This is a genomic window from Sinorhizobium prairiense, from assembly GCF_029201645.2.
In the GTDB taxonomy this organism is placed as follows: domain Bacteria; phylum Pseudomonadota; class Alphaproteobacteria; order Rhizobiales; family Rhizobiaceae; genus Sinorhizobium; species Sinorhizobium meliloti_A.
This window is the reverse complement of the sequence record NZ_CP104130.1, coordinates 307,757-331,047: the sequence shown is the minus strand read 5'-3', so window position 1 is coordinate 331,047 and position 23,291 is coordinate 307,757. Positions and strand designations below refer to the sequence as shown.

Genomic DNA, 23,291 nt, shown 5'->3' with positions numbered 1-23,291 from the left:
AGCGAAGCGGCCTCTCCCGCTCTCGACCGCTCCTGGAATGAGAACGCGGGCGCCATCTGGTCGAGCAAGCGGTCACAGGCTAGAAACGCCGACGGCAAAACGGAGATGCATGTGAAGTTTGAAAATCAGCCATCCTATTCGCTGGGGCAGCGCAGTCATTCCCACAAGGAAACTGGCGAAGGTGGCAACGTAACGCTCGTTTCTCAGTCGACGCTGGGCGAGATCAATCGCGGCCGGGTGCTGCAGGCGTTATACGACAACGGTCCTAAAAGCCGCGCGGAGCTTGCCCGCCTGGCAGGCGTCAACCGGACGACGATCACCGGCATCGTCCAGCCGATGATTGAAGAAGGTTTGCTCGTCGAAGGCGACGCGGTGCCTTCCCACTTCAAGGGCGGCAAGCCGGCGCGTCCGATCTATTTCAATCCGGAAGCCCCGATGCTGGGCGCAGTGCTTCTCTTGCCGGGCAGGATCCAGACATGTCTCGTGACGCTGAGCGGCGAGATCAAGGCGCTCACCAAGGCAGAATTCGATCCTCATGGGGACAGGGATGTGTTCCTGGCGATCATGAAGGACACCTTGTCCGCGACGCTCTCCCAAGCCCATCAGGCACCCTTCGGGATCGGCATTGCCTCGGGAGGCATGATCGACAGCGATAACGGAGTGATCCTTGCCGTCAATCTCGCGCCGGTTCTGAGCGGCCTTCCCCTGGTCGACATCCTGCAGAAGCATTTTTCGCTTCCCGTGGTCATCGATCACCACCCCCGCGCGCTCCTCGTCGGCGATCGCTGGTTCGGCCCAGGACGAGGCCAGCAGACCTTTGCAGCCATCTATACCGGTGAAGTGCTGGGCGGTGCCTTCTACATCGACGGCCGGGTCTACCGGGGGCTTGCGGGCTCCGGCGGCGAACTTGGCCATACGGTGGTCCAGATTGATGGCGAACTTTGCAATTGCGGCAAGCACGGATGTTGGGAAACCGTCGCCGCACTGCCCTGGCTACGGCGAGAAGCGGCTCGCCTGGGCATGGTGAACCCCGAAGGCGTCACCTGCGCTCGCCTCCTTAAAGAGGCGGCCGAAGGATCGAAGGCCGCCGATGATCTACTTGATCGCTACACCCGCAATGTCGCTTTCGGGATTCTCAACCTGCAACAGACCCTGTCCCTCAATTCCTATGTCTTGCACGGCGACATCGCAGGGGGCGGCGCAGGCGCTGCTGAGCGCGTCAGGCAGCATGTCGAACGCCTGGTCAGGAAGCGGCCGAACCAGGAGATTTCCATCACTGTCAACGGGATCGGCGAAGGGCATACCGCGTTGCGCGGGGCCGCCGGCCTGGTCTTGTCCAGCCACCTCAAGTTGGTCATCTAGAGGGTAGAAGATCCTGTCGAGTAGAGCCCCGACGAATTGCGGTAGGAAGGGCCGAGTTTGGCGGTACGCCAGAGCGGCTGGCAGCTGGCCCATCTGCCACCTTCGGGCGCCACCTTTCCTACGAGCGTGTCGAATCCGATTACGGCTTCGCGCGGCAATGCTCGGGCCGAATCGAGCCTCCGGGCCCTTTCCGTTTTCAGATCGACCCTCTCCTCATCTCGTTCACGCAAAGAGCTGTTCCAGATAAGCTCTTTGCGCGGCATGCTTTTCGGGATTTTCCGCGACGAGTCTGCGCAGGTTCAAGAGTTTCCATTGGACCGCTGGGAGTGTGGATGCCTGCGGCAGGCCGATAACATCAAAATCCGGCGCGCCGTCATGAAGGCTCAGCAAAAACTTCTGCGTGTCCCTTTCAGCAAGGCGAGCACGGATATCCGCGATGAGCCGGTCTCTTGTCGACGCGAGCTCGTCGAGAGTGACCGGAATGGTCGTCATCCCGACGAACTCCAAGGCGTAAGGTTCGTCAAGAGAACTGAGACTCGGTGAGAGTAGTTCGTGGGCCGGGCGCGGCGAACTGGCGACGTAAACCAGAAATGTGCGAAAAAGCGCATCGGTCAGCCCTTCATTGTCGTAGAGCAGTTTGACGTCGAAGAGATCCCGGGGATGCTGGCGATCGACCGCTGCATGGAGCTTTCCGCCGAACAAGTCTTCGAATGATACAACCTGAATAGAGGCGTATCCGAATTCATCTTCGACCGCGCGCGAGACACCGCGTGGCTCGGGGTCGTGGACGACTCCACGTGTGACGGGCGAAGTTTCGATCTTGACTTCGGCGCTGCCGAGCCGGGCGCGGATGCGGGTGGCGCCCCCACCGCCGCCGGCGACGCGCCGGGCGTCAAGCCCCGCAATGCCGCCGTTGGCTGCGGCGGTAATGCGATTTAGCGCTTCATCGATCTCGGCCAGGCTACCAGCACGGTCGCGGACCGGCAAATAGGTCAGGTCGATATCGACTGAGAGCCGCGGCATGTCGCGATAAAACAGATTGATCGCCGTTCCGCCCTTTAGCGCAAAGACCTTCTCCGCGGCTATGAAGGGGAGAAGCCGCACCAGCAGCCCGACCTGGGCGGCATATGGTTCACGGGCCATCGGCAGCTCCCGTTGGGGCCTCGGCGAACTCCGAAGGAACCATGATGCGATAGCGGGGTGGATCTTGCCGCCCTTCACCAGGGCACGATCACCCGCTCCAAGCTTGAAGTGATCGGGATTGAGGCGTTCGCGCCAGGAATGCTTGTGGCGATCCGCGAACACAAAGAACAGGCGCCTGACCTTGATCTTCCGGCAACTCTGCAGCAGTGCCGCCAAGCGGCGCGGACTGAGTGTGGCCAGTCCTTCAAACACCATGTCGAGATTGTGGAAGCTCTCGTGAGCGGGCAGTTCGTCGAGAGCTTCCAGTATGGCACGCTCCGGTGACGACATCCGAATCGCCCAGCCCCACGACGTCGTAAGAGCGTTGGCAGATTTGTTCTCGGTGAGGCCCAAATCGGGGTCAGTGAATAGAGATGTGCCGCGGGTGGTCAGGGGTGCGTCGAGTTTCAGGCGCGGTAGCCATGACGGGATATCGTCGCCATAGAGCCACACAGGTGCAGGAGCTCCCAAAGGGAGGTAGTGGCGATAGCCCTGCTCGCTGAGGGCAGTGATACCGCCGGCATGGATTTTGTAGCTCATGATGTGCTGGAGCGAGAGCAGGCAAGTCCGCCAGTCGAGCGGAGCCGGCTGCGGCGCCGGGCGACGGAAGACGCCGCGCTCAACACGCTCCAGCCAGCCGCTGCCTATGTACTTCCGGGTGAGGAAGCGGCTAACACCCTGATTGTCCAGCCAACGTGCGTCCACGACAAAACCCGCCGGGACTGCTTCCAAGACATTCTTTAGCTTTTCTGCTTTCCGTGTACTCATGGTGCACATGATAGCATAGATTTGAAGACACAGACCAGAGGCTCTTTGAAAAATTGAGAAAGAGGGTACTGAGAGGACACAAAATCAATTTTGCTTAAAGAGGAGAAGCCCCCTTACTGATTACGGCCGGTCCGTGGGAAAGGCGGACCGGGCCTAATCCTTTCATTGCCGAGGCTGGATTGCGCCCTTCTTGAGGCCGGGATGGGCGTCGGCGCGCCCGGACTGGTGGCACATCAAGCACCGCCTCCTCGCCGTAATATTGACTTCGCTTGCCGGCAGCTCTTTGCGGAAGAACACCGAGTTTGTCGGCGGTTTTTCCGTTAGCTGACCGCAGACGGCAGAGATCGCCGCGTCACCAGAGAAGGCTCAGGGCTGGCGGATACCATCACCGCCGCGCCCAACGAGCAGATCAACAATGGCAGCTACGCCAAGGTGCTTTCACGCTGGAATCTTTCCGCCGAGGCGATTAAGGAAGCACCAACCCTCCCGGTTTGCCGAAGAATTGACTTCTTCTGGCGCGAGCTTCTCCTTCATTCCCCACGTGATTACTCCCCGAACACGGAAGCCATCATGTCTCTCATCAGGAAAACCGTCAGTCTTGTTGCCGAGGGCCTCACAGCATCCACACTCGGCTTCTCGGCGGTAAGCGCCACTAACGATATCTTCGACCTTTCCCCGATCAGCCGGCGCGCGTCCGCGCAGACAAGGACCCCGCGGCAATTGCGGCGATCCCGAAGGACTTCAAGTCGTGACACCGGGCAAGTTCACCGTCGCCGTCTCCCCGGGCGGCCCGCCGGTCGCCACCTGTGCCACCGATGCGAAGACCGTCGTCGGCGCCGAATGAACCGAAGGAGAGACTGAAATGGCCGCACAATCTTCCCCAAGTACCTCCGACAAGGAACCTGCCACCAGCCGTGTTGCCAACCCTTCTGCCGACGCCGAGGGGCTGAAGCGCGCTCAGCGCGCGCTGGGCGGCGGGGTCAGTATCGTAACGGCAGGTGAGGGAGAGACCCGCACGGGAGCTACCGTGACGTCGGCGACCGCGCTTTCGATCGAGCCGCCGCGCATGTTCGTTTCCCTCAACCGATCCTCCTCAACATGGCCTGTCGTCGAGCGGTACGGGCATTTCTGCATCAATGTGGTGCGCCAAGACCATGAAACGCTCGCAAACCAATTCGCCGGACGGGGCGGGTTGACGGGACCGGAACGTTACCGCGGTGCTGCATGGACCCGCCTCCTGAGCGGTGCACCGGTCCTTGAGGATGCGGCGGCGGTCATCGACTGCGAGGTCGAGGAGGCGATCATCCGCTACAGCCATTCTATCGTCATCGGCAGGGTCATCGGTATTCGCATCGGCAATGGTGTTCGTTGATATACCGCGATGGCCGGTATCATTCTCCAGGTGGCTAGACGGAAGTACTTGGGCCCGAGGTCTTCTGAAGGTGCTTCTGCGGGCTGAAGGGCTAACGCTGGGATGCAGTCTGACGTCACGCACCCTTCGACGTCACACTCGTTAGCCCCGATTGCAAAGGACTCCTCGGGCGTTGCAGCCGCACCTCGGAGGTCTACGCACTTTGGCGGCCGTTTCCGCCTGCGAGTGGAAACTGAATGGACTTCTTTTCGAGGCGCACGGCGCCGGCGGGACGGCCTTATGGCGGCCGAGCCTGCTTCGTCGAGAATGGATAGACCCCGATCAGCTTCGTGGCGAGCGCTTCTGCTTCCGCAGAACTCTGCATGCCAAAGCTCCGCTTCGCAGTTCGCTCCAAAAAACTCCGTCTGTAATCTTGAACTCGTCAGACCCCTTTGGCGCGGCGCCGAAAGCGGGTCGCGATCTTTGGGATTCAGGATTCCCGCATCGAGGTTGGCTGAGGTCCCCTCGCTTTGACGGGAGGGACACCATGGGCAAATCACATCCGCTTGCTTTGCGTAGTCGTGTCGTTGCATTTGTCGAGGAAGGTCACGGCCACCGGGCCGCGGCCCGACACTTCCGGGCATCGCAGCTTTTCGTGAACAACCTGGTGACGCTCAAACGCTTGACCGGTTCGCTACCACGCGGCGGCAAAGATCTGGGTGGCGGCCAGCGGAACGCGCGTGGCAACTGGGTCCGCGAGCGGTTGGCGCAGAAGTCGACTTGACGCTGAACGAACTATGCCTGGAACTCGCCGCCGTCATCGTGCAGCGCTCCAACGTTGGCCGTCTTCTCCACCGACTCGACTTCAGTCATAAGAAGCCCCTGCGAGCCAGGTAAGCAGCAGCGCCCGCAGATCGCCCCGGGGCGTGACCTCTGGATCCGGCGACGCCGGCGCTTCCTGACCAAGGCATTGGCGCGGCTGATCTCTATCGACGAGACTTCGACCAAGCGCTCAGGCTGGGCACCGGAAGGGCAACGCTATCGCGTTACCCCTTTGGTTCTCCACGACTTTCACTTTTTCGCAGGTGGTACGTCATCGGCAGGGTATCTCCCGATGCCTCAATGAAAGGAATCGACCAAGGGTATCCGCAACTGAGCTGGCGCGCGCAGAGTGCTGACTGAAAAAATGCACGGTTGCCGACATTTTGGAGCCGGCCAATTGTCGAGTTCGGGAGCCAAATGTCAGCAAGTTGACAATGTGCACGGTCAGACAACGCGCAAAGTCAGGAGTTTTCAGATTGGTACGCCGCTTGCCTCGTTCACGGCATCATCACCGAGCGCTTGCGAGAGCGAGACGAACATTGAGCAAAGGCGGAAATCAGCTATGCAACAAACTGACGTAGAGCGTTAACGACTTAGGGAAAAAAGCGAGCCTGGTTGAAAACGTCAGACTAACTGCTACAGGCCGTGCATCGATCGTAGCGGTAGGAAAGAGCCTCGACTACAACATCACGCCTGACGAGGTGAAAAGCTATCTACGGTTGGACAACCGACAGAAGGTAACTAGTAAGAGGCTCGACGCGACTGCGGACCACAAGCATAGTTCGAGCGTTGCGGCGTTGCCCGGCATTGTACGGACCACAGCGTTGGCTGGTGCAATTAAGGCCGTAGCCACGGGCCCTGTGCCGGTCGAGGAAAAGTTCCCTGGCTTCGCCGCGGTCGTTGTACTTATTGGAGTTGTTGTTGCGGTAGCGACTTGACGTTATCTTGGACCTGACGGCATCGACTCGGCCGAGCCGGTGCTAAGAGAACATGAAGACCAACCTCATCGAGAATGAAACATGCCATCAAGCCTGCAAGATATGGTTTCAGGGGCCCACCTGTACCCTCGGGCGAACACTGCCGACCGAATTTTGACCGGCGCACGTTGTCACACGTCAAGCGCTTCATGGAACGGCTGTCTGGTGACATAAAGTTCCGAAGGGCGCTTTCGGAGAACGTTGACGCGCCTGGAGCGGTAACAGAGCGCTACGGCATCGAAGTTGACCCAATGGAAATGCTGCCGCTCTGGCGCAGTGACCACCTGAAATACCGCTTCAAGCCGGAGTCTTCCCTGGCCATTGGCTATGATGTGGGATGACCATATCCGCCCGATGTTGCGCCATCGCGACCGCCTACGCGTCGAAGGCGATATGTCGAAGATCAACCCCGATTTCATGCCTGGCGTGAGCGCCAGATGCGGCGCTGCAACGACGAATTGGACGGATCGGCGCCGTCGATCACGCACCCCATTATCGCCTTCGAGCTGAGCGAAGGCTGCACTGTCGGCTGCTGGCTCTGTGGCCTCTCGGCCGATCGCTTTAAAGGCTATTATGACTACAGCGAAGAGCATGCAGAGCTTTGGCGCGGTGTCGTTGGTGTCGCAAGCGAGATGTTTGGTTCGGCAGCTCGCATTGGTTTCTGCTACTGGGCCACAGATCCGATGGACAACCCGCACTACGATCAGTTTCTATACGACTACTATCAAACCACGGGGGCGTTGCCGCAAACATCGACGGCCGCCCCGATCTGCAAAAGAGCCCCGATAATCACGATGCCAGAGATGGCGTTGGTAACCGCCATCAGCGGGGTGTGCAGCGAATGGCTTACGTTCCAGATCACCGAGAATCCGATGAAGCAAGCGAGAGCAAAGACCACAAGGTTTGCCATAAACTCAGACGGCACGTAGGACCCGATCAAGGCGAGGAGCAGAGCGCCAACAACGAGCAGCCCCACCTGACTAGTCGTTTGCTTGCGGAAGGCGACGGCTTCCGCTGCCCGCGTGAGATCCGCCAGCATGTGGCGGATGTTCGTCGAATAGAGGATGGAGGCCTGAGCCGCCATGCGGCTCGGGAAATCGGTAAGGCCGATGATGGTCACACCGTTCGGCGAGACGATACGCTGATCGGGAACGGTTAGATCGCAGTTGCCGCCGCGCTCGGCGGCAAGGTCGACGATGACAGAGCCCGGCTTCATCATGGCGACCATGTCTTCCAGCCAGAGTTTGGGAGCTGGACGACCAGGTATAAGCGCCGTGGTGATGACGATATCTATATCTGGCGCAAGCGCTCGGAATTTCGCAAGCTGCTTCTCGCGGAATTCCGGCGAGGAAGGCGCGGCATAGCCGCCCGTTGCAGCGCCATCCTGGTTTGGTTCGAATTCCAGGAAGACAAAGTTCGCACCCATGCTTTCGATTTGTTCGGCCACTTCGGGACGAACATCGAAGGCATCTACTATGGCACCGAGGCTGACAGCCGTACCAATCGCTGCAAGCCCAGCTACCCCAGCACCAACTACGAGAACCTTTGCCGGCGGCACCTTGCCAGCAGCCGTCACTTGGCCAGTGAAGAAGCGGCCGAACTGGTCGCCCGCCTCAATGATGGCGCGATACCCGGCGATGTTGGCCATGGAGGACAGCGCGTCCATTTTCTGTGCACGCGAGATGCGTGGCACCATGTCCATGGCAACGGCCGTGATGTTCTTTTCCTGGAAGGTCTCGAGAAGATCCGGGTTCTGGGCCGGCCACAGGAAGGAAATCAGCGTTTGACCGTCTTTTAGGCTCTTCGCTTCGTCCCCTTCGGGACTGCGAACTTTCACGACGACATCGGAAGCTGCGATGAGAGCCATTGCGTCGGGCACGACTTCTACGCCCGCAGAGCATATGCATTGTCTGAAATACCCGACCTGCTTCCAGCTCCCGCCTCGACAAAGCAATTATGGCCCAACTTTCTTAATTGGACCGCAGATTCAGGGGTCAGCGCTACTCTCGCTTCCTCTTGATGCCGTTCTCTTAAAGCCCCGATGCGCACTGCCACCTCCCTACGTTACATCTCTGTCACCTGCTCGACGGCTCGACTTGGATCAAATACGGGATAAATGCATGTGCTCACCCCGAGTTGATCCAAACCAATTGCGCGAAGCGCTCGCCGCCGCCGGTTCGACGTCTATCCGTCTTAACTGCTCGAACTCGGCACGCCGGGACGATACTTGCTGTCTAGGTCGTTGATCGCCCTGACATTGCCCGCAGACTGGCCGCCTTCGTCGAACGTCTTGCCCAGAAAACGTGTCTGCGATCGACTTAGCGTGCTCCGGTCCGATAACACGGGCACCCATGGTGATGACCTGCGCGTTGTTCGAAAGGGCAGCACGCTCGGCGGAATAGGTGTCGTGTGTCAGGGCCGCACGGATACCCGGAACCTTGTTCGCTGCGATACAGACGCCAATTCCGGTTCCGCAAACGAGAATGGCCTTGTCGTATGTGCCGTCGAGCACGCCGGAGGCGACGCGCTCCGACAGATTGGCGTAAAAGGGATCGGGACCCGCCTCGGTCTGCGAGACTTCGTAGACGTCAAAGCGACCTTTCAGATGTTCGGCCAAAAGCTTGGCGAGACCTTCGCCTGCGCTGTCTCCTGCAATGGCAACCTTCATTTGTGTTTCTCCTCAGAGTTTGGCGGCGCATTTCGCAAGGATGTCGAGGTACCCCTCGACGCTCCAGGCCGAACGGCCGATGAACAGCCCGTCGACGTGCGGGCTCGAAATCAGTTCTTCGCAGTTCTGCGGATTGACCGACCCGCCGTAGAGGCAGGGGATCTTTCGACCGACCACCTCTTCGGCGACGGCGATAATTTCCGCCTGACGCGCATCGGCGTACTCGGCGATTGCCGGGATGCCCTTCTCACCGATGGCCATACGGGCTCATAGGCAAGGAGGACCTCGGCCTCCTTCTGCGCAGCGGTCAATTTCGAAAGCGCCCCGCGCACCTGGGCAGCCAGGATTTCCGGTGCGTTACCGCTGTCGCGGTCTCTCAGCGTCTCACCTATGCAGATCAGCGGAATAAGACCGTGCCGGACGGCGGCTTCGGTCTTCAAGCCCACCATTTCGTCGGTCTTCCCGAAGTGTTCACGCCGCTCCGAGTGGCCGAGTTCGACCAGATCGATATTGCAGTCCTTCAGCATCTGCGGTGAGACTTCGCCCGTCCACGCGCCCTGGTCGGCCCAGTGCATGTTCTGCGCGCCGACCTTGACGGAGGTTTGGGCGAGCATCGCCTTGACCTCGCGAAGGACGGTGAAAGCCGGAATGACGAAGCGCTGGATGCGCGGATCACGCGTCGGGTCTGCGGCCTTGAGGCTCCACACAAAATGCTCGGCCTCGGAAAGCGTCTTGTTCATCTTCCAGCCTGGTGCCAATCCAGAAGCGCGATTTGCCGGTCATGTCGGATCCTGCGTCGATGCAATGGTGAGCTTGATGCCCGCCCGTTCAAATTCGTCCAGGACAGCAGCACCAGGCGCGCAATCGGTGATGACTGCGTCGAACTCAGCTACGTCTGCCAGGACGTTCAAGGCGGTGTGGCCGAACCGCTGATGGTTGACCAAGAGGCAGGCCCTGACCGACGACGAAATCATCGCGCGCTTCGCACGCACGACATTGTCGTCCATGTGATAGGCGATCCTGCCGCTCATGGCGGGGGTTGAAATGAAGGCGATGTCCGCCCTCAGCCGGGAAAGCGCATCCTCGGTGACGATGCCGAGATAAGCGTTGAATTTAGCCGAATACATGCCGCCGAGTCCGATCAGCGTGATGCCGGCCTCGCTTTTCAGCCGTTCCATGATCTCCGCGTTGTTGGTGATCAGGGTGAGCGGCCGCTTCTGCGGCAGCATCGCGCCGAGCACGGCTGCCATCGAGCCGTCGTTGACCATTACCGTCATACCCGGCTCGACCAGCTTCAAAGCGGCCTGCGCCATCGCGATCTTGGCCGCGTTGTCTTGGCGCGCGCGAATTCGGAAGTCGCTTTCGAACCGCGTTCCTGCGTCGATCGTCGCACCGCCGCGGACCTTGCGCAGGACGCCTTCCTGCTCGAGATCGTCGAGATCACGATGGATCGTCATCTTCGACACCGCAAAATGATCGGCAAGCTCGTCGAGATCGACGGTCTTGTTCTCGACCAGCATCTCGATGATTTGCTGCCTGCGCTCGTCCCGCTTCATCAACGTCTCCGTTCTAAATCGCCTCGACCTATAGCGAACCTGCCCGATACCGCTTCGCCATTTCTGCAAGTGGGATGACGTTGATCGAGCTCGCGCGTCCGGCCGTTCCGAAGGCCTCAAATCTTTCGCGACAGAGCTTCGAAAGCGCCGTCATTGCAGCCTTCAAGTACTTGCGGGGTCGAATTCCGTCGGGTCTTCGGCAAGCACTCTGCGTACCTGCCCTGTCATGGCCATCCGGCAGTCCGTGTCGATGTTGACCTTTCGAACGCCATGCCGGATGCCTCGCTGAATTTCTTCGAGCGGCACGCCCCAAGTTGGCTTCATCCTTCCGCCGAAGCTATTGAAGATTTCCTGCAACTCCTCCGGCACGCTCGAAGAACCATGCATGACAAGATGCGTGTTCGGTAGCTTCCGGTGGATCGCCTCGATAACATCCATCGCCAGAACGTCTCCGTCCGGGCGACGCGAGAACTTGTAGGCTCCATGGCTGGTGCCCATTGCGACGGCGAGCGCGTCCACCTTCGTCTCCTTGACGAATTTGGCGGCCTCGTCGGGATCGGTCAGAAGCTGATGCAGATCGAGCTTGCCTTCGACACCGTGACCGTCTTCGGCTTCGCCCATGCCGGTCTCGAGCGAGCCCAGAACCCCAAGCTCCCCTTCCACCGAAACCCCTGCCCAATGGGCTGTTTCGCTGACGCTTTTCGTGACCTTTACGTTGTAGTCCCAGTCCGCAGGGGTCTTCCCGTCAGCGCGGATCGATCCGTCCATCATCACCGAAGTGAACCCGTGTTGAATTGCGGTGACGCAGGTGCTCGGTTCGTTTCCGTGGTCAAGATGGACGCAAACGGGAATATGCGGATAGATCTCTGTCACCGCATCCATCATGTGCTTGAGCATGATGTCGTTGACATATGCCCGCGCGCCGCGGCTCGCCTGCAGAATGACAGGCGAATCGGTGTCATCGGCCGCTTCCATGATGGCGAGCGCCTGCTCCATGTTGTTGATGTTGAACGCCGGGACGCCGTACCCTTGTTCGGCGGCGTCGTCCAGCAGTTGGCGGAGGGTGATCCTGGCCATGAAGTCTCACTCGCTGGTTGGATTGGAATTGAGATAGCTCGCGATTAGATCGACCTCGGTCGCCGAACCGAAGACGAGCGGTGTGCGGCAATGGTGGGAGGTCGGGACCTTATCCAGAATGGCCGAAGTGCCGTCCGTCGCCCGCCCCCGGCCTGTTCCATCAGGAACGCGATCGGGTTTGCCTCGTACACCAGGCGAAGCCGTCCATTTTGATACCCCGGTCGCTTGTCGGCGGCGTAGAAGAAAACACCGCCCCTGAGCAGGATTCGGTGGAGTTCTCCGACTGCCGATCCCAGCCAGCGCATGTTGAAGTCGCGGCCGCGCGGTCCCTCCCTGCCCGCCAGGCAGTCCTGAACATACAGGCTGAGACCAGATTGAAGGTGGCGGTGAACCGAAGCGTTGAAAGCAAGTTCCGACGTGTCCGGCGGTACTTGGACTTGCCTTCTCACGATCAAGAACTCGCCGGTCTGCGGATGCATCGTCGCAAGCAGCATGCCGTCTCCGACGGAGACGCCGAGGTCGACCGTGTTGCCGAAGGAGACATACCCGGCGGCGACCTGCCGCCTGCCAGAGATTAAGAACGGGTCTTCAGCTTCGGTGAATGGAATGATCGAGAATAGCGTGCCCACCGGAGCGCCCAGACCAACGTTGCCCGAACCATCGATCGGATCGATAGCCACACCGAACCCCGAACCCTTGAACACAACAGGCTCGTCAGCCTCTTCGGAGAGGACCCATCCGGCCCCTGCCCGTTCCAGAATCTCGACGAACAGCGCGTGCGAAGCAACGTCGATGGCCTTTTGCGCGTCCCCGGCGGAATTGGATCCGAGGAGTCGCGCCGGATCGCCTTCCAGCGAACCGGTCGCGATACGCTCCGACAGAAGACATGCTGCGTCCAAGACTCCGTTGATAAGTGCGGTCACGCGCTGACGCGACCCGTCCTCACCCGCCCATGTCGAGAGGTATTCATCGACCGACTCGTGCTGGAAGGAGGCTTCGTCGCTGGCGAGAGTTGCCGGAGTGCTCATTCGTCCCCCCTCACCCTTGCAACGGCGCGCGCGACTATCGACTCACGGGTAATCCCGAACTTTTCGTACAACGTCTCCGCCGGCGCGGACGCGCCAAAGCCGGACATCCCAATCACGTCGTCTTCGCTGTCCACATACCTGGTCCAGCCAAACTTCGAGAGCGCTTCCACTGCGATGCGGGGCGCGTCTCCCAGCACCGCGTGCCGGTAGTCCTTGGCCTGCTTTTCGAAGAGGTCCCAGCTCGGCATCGAGACGACCGCAGCTGGAATGTTTCTCGCTTCGAGCTCTTCGGCGGCCTGGACCGCAAGCGCGACCTCCGTTCCAGTCGCGATGAGCGTGACGGCACGTTCCGTACTGGCCTCCCGCACCACGTAGGCGCCTCGTGCGCAGCGATTGGTGCCATCACGCTCCGAGCGAAGCTGAGGAACATTCTGCCGCGAGAGCGCCAGAACGGACGGCGTGTTCTTGCTGGTTATCGCCAAGTCCCAGCATTCCAGCGTTTCGATCGTGTCCGCGGGCCGGAACACATGCAAGTTCGGCATGGCCCTGAGGCTGGCGAGATGCTCGACCGGCTGATGGGTCGGGCCATCTTCGCCAAGACCTATTGAATCATGCGTCATCACGAAGATGGAGCGCGCGCCCATCAGAGCCGCCACACGAATGGCATTGCGGCAATAATCCGAGAATACGAGGAAGGTGCCACCATACGGTATGAAGCCGCCGTGAACCGCCATGCCGTTCATCGCGGCGGCCATGGCGAACTCCCGCACGCCATAGCTGACATAACGCCCGCTTCTAATGGCGGTGAAATCGCTGTCGACGGCCGGAACACGCGTCAAGTTCGAGTGAGTAAGGTCCGCCGAGCCGCCAATCATTTCGGGAAGCAACTCCGTCAGCGCCTCCAGGGCGATCTGACTTGCCTTGCGCGTGGCCACCGATTGCGGCTTGTCGAGCAGCTTCGCCTTGGCGGCGTTCACCGTCTCCTCGTAGTGCGGTGGCAACGATCCCGCGGTGCGACGCTCGAACTCGCTTTTGACGTCCGGTTCTGCTGCTTCGAGCCGCGCTTGCCACTCCCTGCGGGACTTCGCGCCCTTCGCGCCAATCGCGCGCCATGTGTCCAGGATCGGCGTCGGAATCTCAAAAGCATCTGCCGTCCAGCCGTAGGCCGTCTTTGTCGCGGCGGCTTCGCTCGCGCCGAGCGGCGCGCCGTGCACCGAGCTCTTTCCCGCCTTTGACGGAGAACCGAATCCAATGATGGTTTTCAGAGCGATGAGGGACGGTCTCGATGCTTCCGCTTTCGCGTTGGAGATCGCCGCGTCGATCGCTTCAGCATCATGGCCATCTACGCGTTGCGTGTGCCATCCGTATGCATCGAACCTCGCTAGCACATCTTCCGAAAATGCAATCGCAGTCGAACCGTCGATCGTGACGGAGTTGTCGTCGTAGAGGACGATCAGCTTGCCGAGTCCAAGATGGCCCGCCAGCGAGGCAGCTTCCTGGCCGACGCCTTCCATGAGGCATCCGTCACCGCAGAAGACATAGGTGTGGTGATCGACGAGCGCAGTGCCGAATTCCGCGCTCAGGCGCCGCTCCGCGATAGCCATACCGACGGCGGATGCAATGCCCTGCCCCAGCGGTCCCGTCGTCGTCTCGACGCCGGCGGTGTGGCCGTATTCCGGGTGGCCCGGCGTTTTCGAGCCGAACTGGCGAAAATTGCGGATCTCCGCGAGGGTCATCTCCTTGTAACCGGTCAGGTAGAGAAGGCTGTACAGCAGCATCGAGCCATGGCCGTTCGACAGGACGAACCGGTCCCGATCCGGCCAGCCTGGTTCACGCGCATCGAATTTGAGGTGCTTGCCGAAGAGAACGGCCGCCGCGTCGGCCATGCCCATCGGCATGCCGGGGTGACCGGAATTTGCCGCCTCAACGCCGTCGATTGATAGGACGCGGATAGCGTTTGCGAGATCGCGGACCGAAACTGCTGTCAACTCTTCCTCCTTCTTTAACTATCCCTAATGTGACGCGTTTTTCCGAAGATCACAACATCAGATATCAAAGGCACACAAAGTTTGTGATTATGATATAATTCGTAACAATTCGCGAAAATTCTAATGACGGCGAGCCACGCCCTTGCTATAGATGATCATACCTCATACCTTAAGGAGTGAAAACATGGAATATGTTCGCTTGGGAGCGACCGGACTCAAGGTCTCGCGTTTGGCCTTGGGTTGTATGAGCTTTGGAGAACCTGAAAGGGGCAATCACCAGTGGACGCTTGCCGAAGCCGAGGCGCGGCCGCTTTTCCAGCAGGCGCTGGATGCCGGGATCAATTTCCTCGACACGGCGAACGTTTATTCCGACGGCACCAGCGAGGAGATCGTCGGCAAGCTGTTGAAGGAACACGGCCGGCGTGACGAAATCGTTTTGGCGACCAAGGTTTTTGGGCGGATGAACGCCAGCCCAAACGGCGCCGGCCTGTCACGCAAAGCGATCCTGTCTGAGGTCGATAACAGTCTCCGTCGCCTGGGAACGGACTACATCGATCTGTACCAGACGCATTTCTGGGACAGCGAAACGCCCATCGAGGAGACGCTCGAGGCGCTCAATGACATCGTGAAGGCGGGGAAAGTTCGCTACATCGGCGCGAGCAACATGTACGCGTGGCAGTTCGCAACGGCGATCCAGATCTCCAAGCGCAAGAACTGGGCGGCGTTCGCATCAATGCAGCTTCATCTCAATCTCATCTATCGCGAGGAGGAGCGCGAGATGCTGCCGCTGTGCCGCGCCGAAGGCATCGGCGTGATGACGTTCAGCCCGCTCGCACGCGGTATTCTCACGAAGGGAAGCGGATCCCAGTCCAAACGCGCGGAAACGGACAACGTCACCGGCAGGTTCTACGAGAAGGCTGCTGCCGCAGATCGGGTCGTCGTGGACGAAGTTGCCAAGATTGCTGCGGAACGCGGCCTGCCTCAAGCGCAAATAGCCTTGGCGTGGGTGCTGCAAAAGCAGGGTGTGACCTGCCCCATCATCGGAGCCACCGAGCCCAGCCATCTGCAGGACGCGGTGGGATCGCTGGCCGTCAAATTGACCGACGACGAAATCCAGCGGCTTGAAGCTCCCTACGTACCCCACGATGTGGTCGGCCTGATGTGAGGACGTTTTCGCCGTCGGACGCTGTGACCGCAGTCTGAAGTGCAAGACGCCTGGCAACTGGCGCCCGTGTGCGACCCGTCGGGTCGCCTTCATGCCGGATGACGTGCCTCCCCTCAAGAACCCGCCCGGTAGCAAGGCGCGGCGGAACAATCCGTGGCCCCCCTTGCCGAAACTTCGCATCACCCGGCTTCTTCATTTCGAAGGGCCGCCTGCTTGAGTTCGCCCAGTGTCAGGGTTCGCGGCGCCGCAGCTCGACGGAGCCGGTCGTTGATCGCCAGCCCCAAGCCCTCGTCCGGTATGGGAACGATTGCTATGGATTCCGCCCCGGCATCGTCGGCCTCTTTGAGGGTCGCATACAATTTCGCCGCAAGCTCCTCGAGACCGCCCTCCGGACTCAGGTTGAAAACGCGTGCGCAGGCCCCTTCGCCTGGGACAATGGCATCGCCGAACTTGAGGAGCGTCTCGCCCGGCCCGACGCGCGTGGCGTTCAGCCTGACCATCGCGCGCGGAGCATAGTGCGACGTCAGCATTCCCGGTGCGAGCACTTTGCCGGACGGGTCTGGGACGCTGACTTGAAGACCTGCAGCATGCTCGACGATCTCGACCGGGAGCCCGCCAGGCCGAAGCAACTCGATGCCATTTTCGCAAACCCTCAGGATAGTGGACTCGACGCCGATCTTCGTCGGGCCGCCATCGAGGATCAACGGCACTCCATCGCCGAATTCGCTCGCGACGTGGGCTGCTGTCGTCGCGCTCACCCTTCCCGAGATATTGGCGCTCGGCGCCGCCAGCGGCCTTCCATAGGACGTGATCAAGCCATTGCTGAATCCCATGGGAATTCTGATGGCGACGGTAGTCAGGCCGGCCGTGGTCACGGATGGAAGCGTACCGGGGTTCGAGTTGAGCACCAACGTCATCGGCCCCGGCCAGAACCTTTCCGCAAGACGAAGACTGACCGGATCCAGGATCGCGTATTCGCTGACCATCTCGAGATCGGAGCAGTGGCAGATGAGCGGGTTGAAGCTCGGTCGATGCTTGATATCGAAGATTTGGGATACCGCGGCTTCATTCGTGGCGTCGGCGGCCAAGCCGTAAACGGTCTCGGTCGGCATCGCGATAACAGCGCCCCGCCCGAGCGCCTCGACAGCTGAGGCGATCCCCGCTGCGGGATCGGCTGCGACATCAATGATCATTGAAAAACCCCTTCCGTCTCGTCGTTCGAATAATGGGAAAAAAACCGCTTGTCAAAATAGGTATGACCTTATACCTTCTCTCTTGGCTGATGGGAGTTGGCCTTTGGGAGGTTTCATGACAACGGGAAGTGTCACATTCGACACCACGCAACACTCGACAACCGGAAACGGTCTTCTGCTCGAGGCGGATGGCGTTTCGAAGGCGTTTCATGGCGTTCCGGCGCTGCGTAACGGGCGCCTGAGGCTTCGTCCGGGAACAGTCCACGCACTGTGCGGCGGAAACGGGGCTGGGAAGTCCACCTTCCTGAACATAGTCATGGGTCTTCTGCGCAGGGACGAGGGCAGCATCAAGATTAAGGGTGAAGTCGTCGATTTCCGCTCCGCGAGCGAGGCGCTCGATCACGGCATCGCCATCATCACCCAGGAGCTTTCTCCGGTCCTGGAAATGACGGTCGCCGAGAACATCTATCTTGGAAGGGAGCCCAAACGTCTTGGGGCTTTCATCGATTTCGCCGCATTGGAAAAGCAGGCGCAGAAGCTCCTGGACGACATCGGATTTCCGATCCGCGCCAACGCCCGCATGTCAAACCTCAGCCTGGCGGAAACCCAATTGGTCGAGATCGCCAAGGCGCTGAGCTTCGATGCGGATATCGTCATCATGGACGAGCCGACTTCCGCGATCGGCGAGCATGAAGCCCACATCCTGTTCGCGGCAATCGACCGTCTGAAGCATCGTGGCTCGGGCATTATCTACGTTTCGCACAAGCTCTCGGAAATCTTCGAAATCGCTGACGAGTTCACGGTCTTCCGCGATGGCAACTACATCGTAAGCGGCTCCATGAAGGACACCACCCGCAAGGAGCTTGTCACTCATATCGTCGGGCGCGAGGTCAAGATCGTCGAGAAAGAGCGCCCGAACGCGGGAGCTCCCATCTTGCTTGAGGTCCGGAACCTGTCCCGCGAGAGCGAATTCAAGGACATTTCGATCTCCGTCGCCGCCGGCGAAGTTTTCGGAATCTACGGCCTTCTCGGCTCCGGCCGGACCGAGTTCCTGGAGGCGGTCTACGGGATGGAAACGCCGACATCCGGCGAGGTGATGCTTGCAGGAAAGCCGGTTCCGCGCGGCAAGCCGCGTGAATCGATCAAGATGGGCATGGCGATGGTCTCCGAGGACCGCAAGGACAGCGGCTTGGTCCTGTCGTCTTCGATCGCCCACAACATCACGCTTTCCGCCCTTTCCCTGATGGCGGTCAGCGGCTTCGTGAAGCAGCAGAAGGAACGCGAAGTCGTCGAGGAGATGATCCGCTCCCAGCGGATCAAGACCAGCTCCTCCGAGCTAGCGGTCGAGAATCTCAGCGGCGGAAACCAGCAAAAGGTCGTCTTCGCGCGATGCCTGACAACTAATCCCCGACTTCTGATCTGCGACGAGCCCACCCGCGGCATCGACGAAGGCTCCAAGCAGGAGATCTACGCCTTCCTGCGGGACTTCGCCGCCAAGGGTCACGGTGTTCTCGTCGTGTCGTCCGAGGCGCCGGAGATCCTGCAGGTCAGCGACAGGATTGCGATTTTCAAGGCAGGAACGTTGGTCGACGTCATCGACGGCCATGGCGCCACCCAGCAAATGATCATGGAGCTCGCAAGTTGAGGAGCCTGCGCTCCCTCAGGTTCGGCAAGCATTACTGCTGCCGGTGTCGCGGCCGTATTCAGGACGAGTCAAATGAACGCTAACATCACCAAAATCGCCACCGGCACTCCGTCGGAGCGCAGGAAAGCCGAGATCACCAAGGACTTCATAAAGTCGTTCAGCATCATTCTGGTGTTTCTCGCAATCTGCGTGCTTTTCACCTCGCTGAACCAGTACTTCCTCACCTGGAACAACTGGCTCAACCTTCTTCGCCAGTCGAGCATCAACGGTATTCTCGCCATCGGGGTGACGTTCGTCATCCTGACAAAGGGCATCGACCTGTCGGTCGGATCGGTCATGGCACTCGCCGGAATGCTGGCAGCCAATCTGGTGACAACCGGGAACGAGCACCTTGTGATCTGGAGTATTCTTGCAGCGCTCGGTACCGGAGCCATCGTCGGCCTCGCGAACGGGGTTCTCATCGCCCGGATCAACGTGCCGCCCTTTGTCGCGACGCTCGGGATGCTGAGCATGGCCAGGGGACTCACTCTGATCTATTCTGACGGAAGGCCGATCGCTAACCTTACCGCTTCGCTGCGGTGGATCGGCAGCGGAAACGTCCTCGGCCTCCCTGTTCCCGTCCTCATTTTCTTCGCCGTGTTCCTGATTGGTTGGCTCACGCTCTCGAGGACGACTTTTGGACGCTACGTCTATGCCGTCGGCGGCAATGAAAAAGCGGCCAGGACCAGCGGTATCTCGACCCGTATCATCATCGCCGCCACCTACGTGATCTGCGGTCTGCTCGCCGGGCTTGCCGGACTCGTGCTGACGGCCCGCACGACAGCGGCACTGCCGCAGGCGGGCATCGGCTACGAGCTCGACGCCATAGCAGCAGTCGTGATCGGCGGCACGAGTCTCTCCGGCGGACGCGGCTCGCTCGTCGGGACCCTCTTCGGCGCACTGATCATAGGCACCATCAACAACGGGATGGATCTGATGGGCGTGTCGTCATATTACCAGCAACTATTGAAAGGAGCCATCATAGTCTTAGCCGTGATCGCAGATCAAATACGCAAGTAACCGTTGCCAATAGCAACAAGAAAAATCGGAGGAGAATATGATTAACAGACGTACGTTCATTGCCGCGATCGCAGCCTCGACGATGCTACTCGGTGCGAACCTCGCCGCAGCCCAAGAGAAGATCCGTATTGCTGCACTTTCTTTCGGCGAGGCGGGCGAATACATGAAGGCCTGGTCCACAGAGATCCAGAACCACCCTGCCGTCAAGGAGGGCAAGGTCGAGATCACGGTTTTTGATGGAAAATACGATCCGCTGATCCAGGCCAACCAGATCGATACCGCGCTGACCCAGCAGTTCAATGCGATCATCATGGCCCCGTTCGATCTCGAAGCTTCCGCCCCGGCCATCGACAAGGCTGCCGAGGCAAAGGTTCCGGTAATCGTCTCCGCGCTCAAAACCTCGTCGAAAAACTATACCGCGTCGATTATCGTCGACGACCGCGAAGGCGGCAGGATCATCGCCGAGGAAATGGCGAAGCGCCTCCCGAGCGGCGGCAATCTGGTCCTGATGGAAGGGCCTATCGGCCAGTCGGCCCAGATTGAACGTCGCGCCGGCGTCGACGCCGGGCTCGAAGCGCATTCGAACCTCAAGATGCTTGCCGACAAGAGCGGCAACTGGAGCCGCGCCGAGGGCCAGGCTCTTATGGAGAACTGGCTCTCCGCCTACCCCGACCAGATCAATGGCGTGCTCGCCGAGAACGACGAGATGGCGCTCGGCGCCATTGAAGCCATGAAGGCAGCCAACGTTGATCTCAGCAAGGTTCCGGTCATTGCGATCGACGGCATCCCCGACGCAAAACGCGCCGTCGAGAACGGCGAAATGGCGGTCACCCTTTACAAATATGCGAGGGCGGAAGGGCAAGGTGCAGTAGATCTTGCTTTGCGTCAGGTAATCGGCGCGGATTACAAGCCGCAATCGGAGGTATGGAACGACCTGATGGAGTGGAAGGACGGCACACAGAAGGACTACGTCGTTCCGTGGCTGATCTTGGACAAAGAAAACGTCAAAAAGTACATGTGATTAGTATGGGCGAGCCCCCATTCGAAGGGCTCGCCACTCTCAGATCAAGGTGAAATATGACTGTGCTAGAGAAGAGAAAGATCGGTAACACCGGGGTCGAACTGACTTCACTGGGTCTTGGTACCTCGCCATTGGGCGGTTGCGGGGTGAGCGTCCCGTTCACCGATTTTGAAGCGGTGGTCATGAAGGCCTACGAGCTGGGCGTGCGGTATTTTGATACGGCGCCGCTCTATGGCCTCGGCAAATCCGAGCACAGTCTGGGCCATGTGCTGCGCGTGAACGGCGTCCTCGGTGACGTGGTCATCAGCACGAAAGCGGGACGTATCCTAAAGCCGGCGAGCCGCGCGAAGCGGGCGGAGAGCCTCTACGGGATCAACTGGATCGACCCGCTGCCTTACGTGGACGAATACGACTACACCTACGACGGGATCATGCGTTCATTCGAGGACAGCCAGCAGCGCATGGGCGTTGATGGTGTCGACATTCTCTATCTCCACGACGTCAGCGGCGTCTGGCATCGCGACCGCTACGACCTATACCTCTCGCAGCTCCGCCAGAGCGGCTATCGGGCCTGCGACGAGCTTCGCAGCAGCGGAGCAGTCAAGGCGATAGGGCTCGGCGTCAACGAGACCGCGTCCGTTCTACAAGTCGCAGCCGAATTTGATCTTGATTGCTCGTTGGTCGCGGGCCGCTACACTCTACTCAACCATCAGCCTCTTGAAGACTTCTTCCCCGAGGCTCAGCGCCGCGGGATCGCAATCATTGCAGGCGGCGTCTACAATTCCGGCGTCCTGGCAGAGGGAAGCAAAGGTGCGGCTGCGGTCCGAACGTACGACTATCAGACAGCCAGCCCCGAAATCCTGAAGCGCGTTGAAGCTCTCGAGGCAGTCTGCGGCGAATTTGGCATTTCGCTTGCGACGGCGGCGACGCAATTCGTCTACTCGCACCCGGCCGTCACTGCGGTGGTCCAAGGCGCCCTTAGCACCGCCCACGTCGAGGCGAACGTCAAGGCGATTTCGGAGACTATCCCGCCAGGGTTCTGGTCCGCGCTCAAGGCAAACGGCCTCATCCCGGAAGCGGCTCCGATCATCGCATCGGCCGCCTGACAGCTTCGAATCAAGAAAGGAATATTGTGATGTCGGACCTGAAACAGCGCCCGCTCGGCAAATCGAATGTCCGGGTAACCTCACTGGGGCTTGGAACGGTTCCCATCTCAGGCTTCAACGCGGAAGTATCATACGACGAGTTCGAGCAGACGATCCTGTCTGGTTACGCTGCCGGCATTCGATACTTCGATTGCGCCCCCATGTACGGCTTCGGGAAGTCCGAGCACTTCCTGGGCCATGCCCTGAGAGTGAACAAGCTGCGAGACGACGTCGTCGTTAGCACCAAGGTCGGCCGTGTCCTCAAGCCCGCCAGCCGCACGAAAAAGCTCGACACCGTGTATGGAATCGAGTGGATCGATCCCCTGCCCTTCCTGGATACATACGACTACACCTACGACGGAATCATGAGGTCGTTCGAGGACAGCCAGCAGCGTCTTGGTCTCGACTACATCGATGTCCTGCTCGTCCATGATGTCGGGCGCGCCTGGCACGGCGATCAAAGCGAATTCTACTGGGATCAGTTGCGAGCTTCAGGGTACAAGGCGCTGGACGAGCTGCGGTCCACCGGCTGCGTCTCGGCGGTCGGCCTCGGAGTCAATGAAACGGATTCCGTCGTCGGCGTCTCCCGGGAGTTTCCTATCGACTGCGCCCTGGTGGCCGGACGCTACACATTGCTCAACCACGAACCCCTGCACACGGACTTCGATGAGCTTTTGTCGAGAAATGTTTCAATCATAGCAGGCGGCATCTTCAATTCGGGCATTTTGGCAAGCGGAACCGCTGGCGCAACGGCGACATACGACTACGGGAAAGTCCCGGCTGCGGTCCTCGACCGCGTCAAATCGATCGAAGCGGTATGCGAGGAATACCGGGTGAGCCTGCCGGCTGCTGCCATGCAGTTCGTATATGCCCACTCGGCCGTGGCCACACTTGTCATGGGAGCGAAAAGCAGTGCTGAGGTCGATCAGAACGCGGCGGCAATCAACGAGCGTATTCCGCCCGCATTCTGGACCGCACTGCGATCCGCTGGTCTGCTGCCCGCAACTGCGCCACTCCCTGCGGTGGCGTGACGGTTATGGGTTATCTGCGGGACCTTAGTCCGTTCTCCTGCAACGAAGTCGCAAACGCTGTTGAGTTGCAGGAGCAGCGGACTGAACTGGAGACCCTGGTCAGGGCTTACGGCGAGGTGCTCGCACTGTTTTCCTTCATGCAGCTAGGCTTGAGAGAGCCCGGCATGAATCTGCTCTTCGCCCAGCTGTCGTGCCGTGCCGCCGATATATTGGATTCGGTGGGACAGGGGGGCGACAGAAGGAGGCGCTTGGC

The 23,291-nt window shown here is 60.0% G+C and carries 13 protein-coding genes and 8 pseudogenes; 11 read left to right on the top strand and 10 right to left on the bottom strand.

Annotated features, from left to right (window positions below):
- The first annotated feature begins 111 nt into the window (after positions 1-111).
- Positions 112-1,362: an ROK family transcriptional regulator gene (locus tag N0Q91_RS01620; protein ID WP_275596076.1), complete on the top strand. Its 1,251-nt coding sequence runs from the start codon at positions 112-114 to the stop codon at positions 1,360-1,362.
- Between the two features lie 222 nt (positions 1,363-1,584).
- On the opposite strand, the gene N0Q91_RS01615 is transcribed toward N0Q91_RS01620, so the two are convergent.
- On the bottom strand, positions 1,585-2,505 hold the full coding sequence (locus tag N0Q91_RS01615) for a nucleotidyl transferase AbiEii/AbiGii toxin family protein (protein WP_275596391.1): 921 nt from the start codon (positions 2,503-2,505) through the stop codon (positions 1,585-1,587).
- Positions 2,495-3,312: pseudogene (locus N0Q91_RS01610) on the bottom strand (type IV toxin-antitoxin system AbiEi family antitoxin domain-containing protein). Before N0Q91_RS01610 ends, N0Q91_RS01615 begins: the two are co-directional and overlap by 11 nt.
- Positions 3,313-3,882: 570 nt before the next feature.
- On the opposite strand from N0Q91_RS01610, the pseudogene N0Q91_RS01605 reads away from it, so the two are divergent.
- The 4 genes and pseudogenes from N0Q91_RS01605 to N0Q91_RS01590 all read left to right on the top strand — a co-directional run.
- Positions 3,883-4,153, top strand: a pseudogene (locus N0Q91_RS01605) (ABC transporter substrate-binding protein); the annotation flags it as partial.
- A 21-nt stretch (positions 4,154-4,174) separates the two neighbouring features.
- Positions 4,175-4,722 (top strand): annotated as a pseudogene (locus tag N0Q91_RS01600) (flavin reductase family protein).
- Positions 4,723-5,210: 488 nt separating this feature from the next.
- Positions 5,211-5,447: a hypothetical protein gene (locus N0Q91_RS01595; RefSeq protein WP_275596075.1), complete on the top strand. Its 237-nt coding sequence runs from the start codon at positions 5,211-5,213 to the stop codon at positions 5,445-5,447.
- A 1,164-nt stretch (positions 5,448-6,611) separates the two neighbouring features.
- Positions 6,612-6,803 (top strand): hypothetical protein, encoded by a 192-nt coding sequence (locus tag N0Q91_RS01590; protein ID WP_275596074.1) that lies wholly within the window; start codon positions 6,612-6,614, stop codon positions 6,801-6,803.
- 419 nt (positions 6,804-7,222) lie between these two features.
- Here N0Q91_RS01590 and N0Q91_RS01585 read toward each other — a convergent pair.
- The 7 genes and pseudogenes from N0Q91_RS01585 to tkt all read right to left on the bottom strand — a co-directional run.
- Positions 7,223-8,511, bottom strand: a pseudogene (locus N0Q91_RS01585) (Re/Si-specific NAD(P)(+) transhydrogenase subunit alpha); the annotation flags it as partial.
- A 144-nt stretch (positions 8,512-8,655) separates the two neighbouring features.
- Positions 8,656-9,130 (bottom strand): annotated as a pseudogene (gene derI, locus N0Q91_RS01580) (D-erythrulose-4-phosphate isomerase).
- Positions 9,131-9,142: 12 nt separating this feature from the next.
- Positions 9,143-9,913: pseudogene (locus N0Q91_RS01575) on the bottom strand (triose-phosphate isomerase).
- Positions 9,910-10,686 carry a DeoR/GlpR family DNA-binding transcription regulator gene (locus N0Q91_RS01570; RefSeq protein WP_275596073.1) on the bottom strand — a complete coding sequence of 259 codons (777 nt, stop codon included), beginning with the start codon at positions 10,684-10,686 and terminating at the stop codon, positions 9,910-9,912. The pseudogene N0Q91_RS01575 and the gene N0Q91_RS01570 overlap by 4 nt, the downstream one beginning before the upstream one ends.
- 28 nt (positions 10,687-10,714) lie before the next feature.
- Positions 10,715-11,763, bottom strand: a pseudogene (gene fba / locus N0Q91_RS01565) (class II fructose-bisphosphate aldolase).
- Between the two features lie 6 nt (positions 11,764-11,769).
- A pseudogene (locus tag N0Q91_RS01560) lies at positions 11,770-12,791 on the bottom strand (class 1 fructose-bisphosphatase).
- Complete coding sequence (gene tkt / locus N0Q91_RS01555; RefSeq protein ID WP_275596072.1) at positions 12,788-14,779, bottom strand: transketolase; 1,992 nt, start codon at positions 14,777-14,779, stop codon at positions 12,788-12,790. Before tkt ends, N0Q91_RS01560 begins: the two are co-directional and overlap by 4 nt.
- Positions 14,780-14,963: 184 nt before the next feature.
- Here tkt and N0Q91_RS01550 point away from each other — a divergent pair, with 184 nt between their 5' ends.
- A complete protein-coding gene (locus N0Q91_RS01550) occupies positions 14,964-15,944 on the top strand; it encodes an aldo/keto reductase (RefSeq protein ID WP_275596071.1) in 981 nt (326 codons plus the stop codon).
- A 179-nt stretch (positions 15,945-16,123) separates the two neighbouring features.
- On the opposite strand, the gene N0Q91_RS01545 is transcribed toward N0Q91_RS01550, so the two are convergent.
- Positions 16,124-17,137 (bottom strand): L-threonylcarbamoyladenylate synthase, encoded by a 1,014-nt coding sequence (locus N0Q91_RS01545; protein ID WP_275596070.1) that lies wholly within the window; start codon positions 17,135-17,137, stop codon positions 16,124-16,126.
- 115 nt (positions 17,138-17,252) lie between these two features.
- Between N0Q91_RS01545 and N0Q91_RS01540 the strand changes: the two genes are divergently transcribed.
- From N0Q91_RS01540 to N0Q91_RS01520, 5 genes are all read left to right on the top strand, one after another.
- On the top strand, positions 17,253-18,782 hold the full coding sequence (locus N0Q91_RS01540) for a sugar ABC transporter ATP-binding protein (RefSeq protein ID WP_275596069.1): 1,530 nt from the start codon (positions 17,253-17,255) through the stop codon (positions 18,780-18,782).
- A 72-nt stretch (positions 18,783-18,854) separates the two neighbouring features.
- The gene (locus N0Q91_RS01535) at positions 18,855-19,841 is read left to right on the top strand and encodes an ABC transporter permease (protein WP_275596068.1); all 987 of its coding nucleotides are present in this window, start codon (positions 18,855-18,857) and stop codon (positions 19,839-19,841) included.
- 37 nt (positions 19,842-19,878) lie between these two features.
- A complete protein-coding gene (locus N0Q91_RS01530; protein WP_275596067.1) occupies positions 19,879-20,862 on the top strand; it encodes a substrate-binding domain-containing protein in 984 nt (327 codons plus the stop codon).
- Between the two features lie 56 nt (positions 20,863-20,918).
- Entirely contained in the window at positions 20,919-21,968 is a 1,050-nt protein-coding gene (locus N0Q91_RS01525) for an aldo/keto reductase (RefSeq protein ID WP_275596066.1), read from the top strand.
- 29 nt (positions 21,969-21,997) lie between these two features.
- Positions 21,998-23,038 (top strand): aldo/keto reductase, encoded by a 1,041-nt coding sequence (locus tag N0Q91_RS01520; protein WP_275596065.1) that lies wholly within the window; start codon positions 21,998-22,000, stop codon positions 23,036-23,038.
- Positions 23,039-23,291: the final 253 nt, after the last annotated feature.